The 2,757-nt window shown below is 44.1% G+C and carries 5 protein-coding genes; 2 read left to right on the forward strand and 3 right to left on the reverse strand.

The window, feature by feature from the left end:
- The coding region (locus QVA83_RS19940; RefSeq protein ID WP_287498865.1) for a hypothetical protein at positions 1–275 on the forward strand (275 nt) is incomplete at its 5' end.
- Between the two features lie 6 nt (positions 276–281).
- Here QVA83_RS19940 and tnpC read toward each other — a convergent pair.
- The 3 genes from tnpC to tnpA form a co-directional block, all read right to left on the reverse strand.
- Complete coding sequence (gene tnpC, locus QVA83_RS19945; protein WP_014979023.1) at positions 282–1,784, reverse strand: IS66 family transposase; 1,503 nt, start codon at positions 1,782–1,784, stop codon at positions 282–284.
- A gap of 86 nt (positions 1,785–1,870) precedes the next feature.
- Complete coding sequence (gene tnpB, locus QVA83_RS19950; RefSeq protein ID WP_014979024.1) at positions 1,871–2,221, reverse strand: IS66 family insertion sequence element accessory protein TnpB; 351 nt, start codon at positions 2,219–2,221, stop codon at positions 1,871–1,873.
- Positions 2,218–2,538, reverse strand: coding sequence for an IS66 family insertion sequence element accessory protein TnpA (gene tnpA / locus QVA83_RS19955; protein WP_014979025.1), 321 nt, complete (start codon positions 2,536–2,538; stop codon positions 2,218–2,220). Before tnpA ends, tnpB begins: the two co-directional genes overlap by 4 nt.
- 28 nt (positions 2,539–2,566) lie before the next feature.
- On the opposite strand from tnpA, the gene QVA83_RS19960 reads away from it, so the two are divergent.
- Positions 2,567–2,757 (forward strand): hypothetical protein (locus QVA83_RS19960; protein WP_287498866.1); only part of this gene is annotated, 191 nt, incomplete at its 3' end.

Genomic DNA, 2,757 nt, shown 5'->3' on the forward strand with positions numbered 1-2,757 from the left:
AAATAGAAAGAACAAAACAACAAGATAAGCTTAAAACTTTTGAGTCACACTTCTTCAATATGGTCTCTTCACAGAAGAATAACTTCGACAGTTTTTACCTAGTTTTCGAAAACTCCAAAGTGGACGGTGTTGCATCAGCAAACAATTTAGATGATCTTATTTTTCACTTGAAAAGCCGAGGCGCAGCGAGACCACATGTTCACAGCGTTATTTCAAAGATTGATACTCATGGAAGTTTGTTCAACGCAGCACGAATTTTCGTATCCGTCCGGTAATCCCACCTAGCGGTTAGTAAACTGCCATGGTAGTAGTTGCTCGATAATCGGCTCTGGCTTGCTCAACTCATCAAGGCAAGTCATCACATACTCGAACACATTGAGGTCGTTGGCTTTTGCCGTTTCGATAATGCTGTAGAGAACCGCACTGGCGTTTGCGCCTGTGGCAGTTTGGCTAAAGAGCCAATTCTTCCTGCCTATCACAAACGGTTTAATCGCGCGCTCAGCGCGATTATTATCGATATTCAATAATCCGTCGAGTGTGTAGCGCGCTAGCTTTTCCCATTGATTTAAGCTGTATTGTATTGCTTCACCTAATTTGGTTTTCGGTAACACCTGTTGCACTGATTTCATTAGCCATGCATGAAGCTGATTGAGTAGCGGCAGGCTTTTCTCTTGTCTGGTGAGGTAGCGCACTTCCACTGTTTTATCTTTTAACTGTGTTTCGATGCGGTAGAGTTTTTGGATATGGTTGAGTGCCCAATCCGCTTTGCCACTGCCTTTTTTACCTGCGCCTTTTTTGGCTTCCATGAACTTACGACGTGCATGTGCCCAACAGCCAATGAGTGTGGCTTGCGTTTGCTCATAGCCTTGATAGCCATCCACTTGTAAGTAGCCGTTATAGCCTTTGAGGAAGTCTACCGCGCATTGCCCTGCGCGACTATTGTGATAGTCGTACAGCACAATATTAGGTATTTCTGTATCAGGTATATTACCCGCAGGTGAGTCAGCCCCACTGGCGTACAGCCACATATAGCTAGTCGCTTTATCAGATTCAACCACCTTCAGCGTGGTTTCATCTGCCGCGACAACGGGTTGTTGCAGCAGGTGTTTATGTAGGTGGTCATAAAGGGGTTTAAACAACTCAGCGCAGCGGACTATCCAATCAGCCATGGTTTTACGGCTTAGCTCGATACCATGCTGTTTAAACATTGCTTCTTGTCGATAAAGCGGTAGCCCATACTGATATTTGCTGGTAATGATTTGACTTAACAAGCTTGGCGTTGCATATCCTTTGGGGATAACACTGTGAGGCACTGGCGCTTGCTTCACCTTATTGCTGATGCCGTCTTTTTCACAAGTACGGCACGCATATTTAGGACGAACATGCTCAATCACTTTTACCTGAGCGGGGATAAACTGAAGCTTCTCTGACTTATCTTCACCAATGCGATGTAATTCGCCCGCACAACAGCCACAGATTTTTTCTTCGTCGCTAATATCGTGAACGATAACTTCACGAGGCAGGTCTTTAGGCAGCGGTTTACGTGTCGCCTTTTTGCGGGTGTAGCTCATCGTTTCTTCGGCGGTTTCAGATTCAACGACCAGTTCTTCCGCTTCATTAAACAACTCACCTTGCCCAGGGTGGCCTTCAGTACTTTTACCGAACTGCTTGTGCTGGGCAATACGAAACTGTTCTTCGAGATATAGATAGCGAGACATAACCTGCGACAACATCTTTTTCAGTGTCGCGGGGTCGTCGGGTAAGTTTTCGATATCAATATTCATGACCTTATTATCATGCAATAAGATACTGATTACCCGACATTATTAAGACAATTTTGCGATCGTTAATCGCTACTTATGATCACAGGTTATAAGCCGGATGCAGTGTAATTTAAGGGCTGATGGCCAATCACATCAAAGCCGGATAATAACCATTGCAACTGCTGCTCACTCACATGCATCTGCTGTAAATTCTCATCGACAGGCCATTTAAACCGATGCTTCTCAAGTCGTTTGTACCAGAGTGCGAACCCCGTTTTATCCCAATAGAGTATTTTTAGCTTATCGCGCTTTTTATTGCAGAAGACGAACAATGCATCACGGAACGGGTTGAGATTCATATCCTGCTCAACCACGACAAGTAAGCCGTTAATTGATTTACGGAAGTCGACGATTTCCATGTATAAATAAATGTCGGCAGGCTCAACGAACATCTTCATTCGGCCAATACCTTCATCACGGCGGCAACCCAATGAGGGTTAGTAGTGGTTGGCACGGTAAGTTCTGCGTTTCCCAATTTCAGGAGGAGGTCGCCACCCATTTCCTCAGTGTATGACTCAACTTTAGTGACTTCACGCTTAACCTGAACGAACTTACTATTTGTTCGCTGTAGCCTGATATCACGACGCCTAGTGTAGTATGTTTGAACATTAATCTGTTGCTGGCGACAAAACGCCACCGCAGTGAGTCCGCTTTGTTTTTGTTGGTCAAATAAATTGAGCCAGTCTTGCACGTCTCTTCGTTGATGTTGCTGCATGGTCATTCTCCTTTGCAAAGAGAGCACCATGCCGGAGCTAACTTATGAATTGAATGTGGGGATTACCGGACGGACACGAATTTTCTACGTAATATGTAAAATAATAGAAGAACATTTATCTGACTCTGAAGGCTTTGATGAAAAAACAAGGGAAAAATATTACCAGACTTTAATATATTTCACTGACTTTGCCCTTTTAAGGCTCATTTGTATATATAC

The organism is Alteromonas sp. AO-Serp (assembly GCF_017849675.1).
Taxonomy (GTDB): Bacteria; Pseudomonadota; Gammaproteobacteria; order Enterobacterales; family Alteromonadaceae; genus Alteromonas; species Alteromonas macleodii.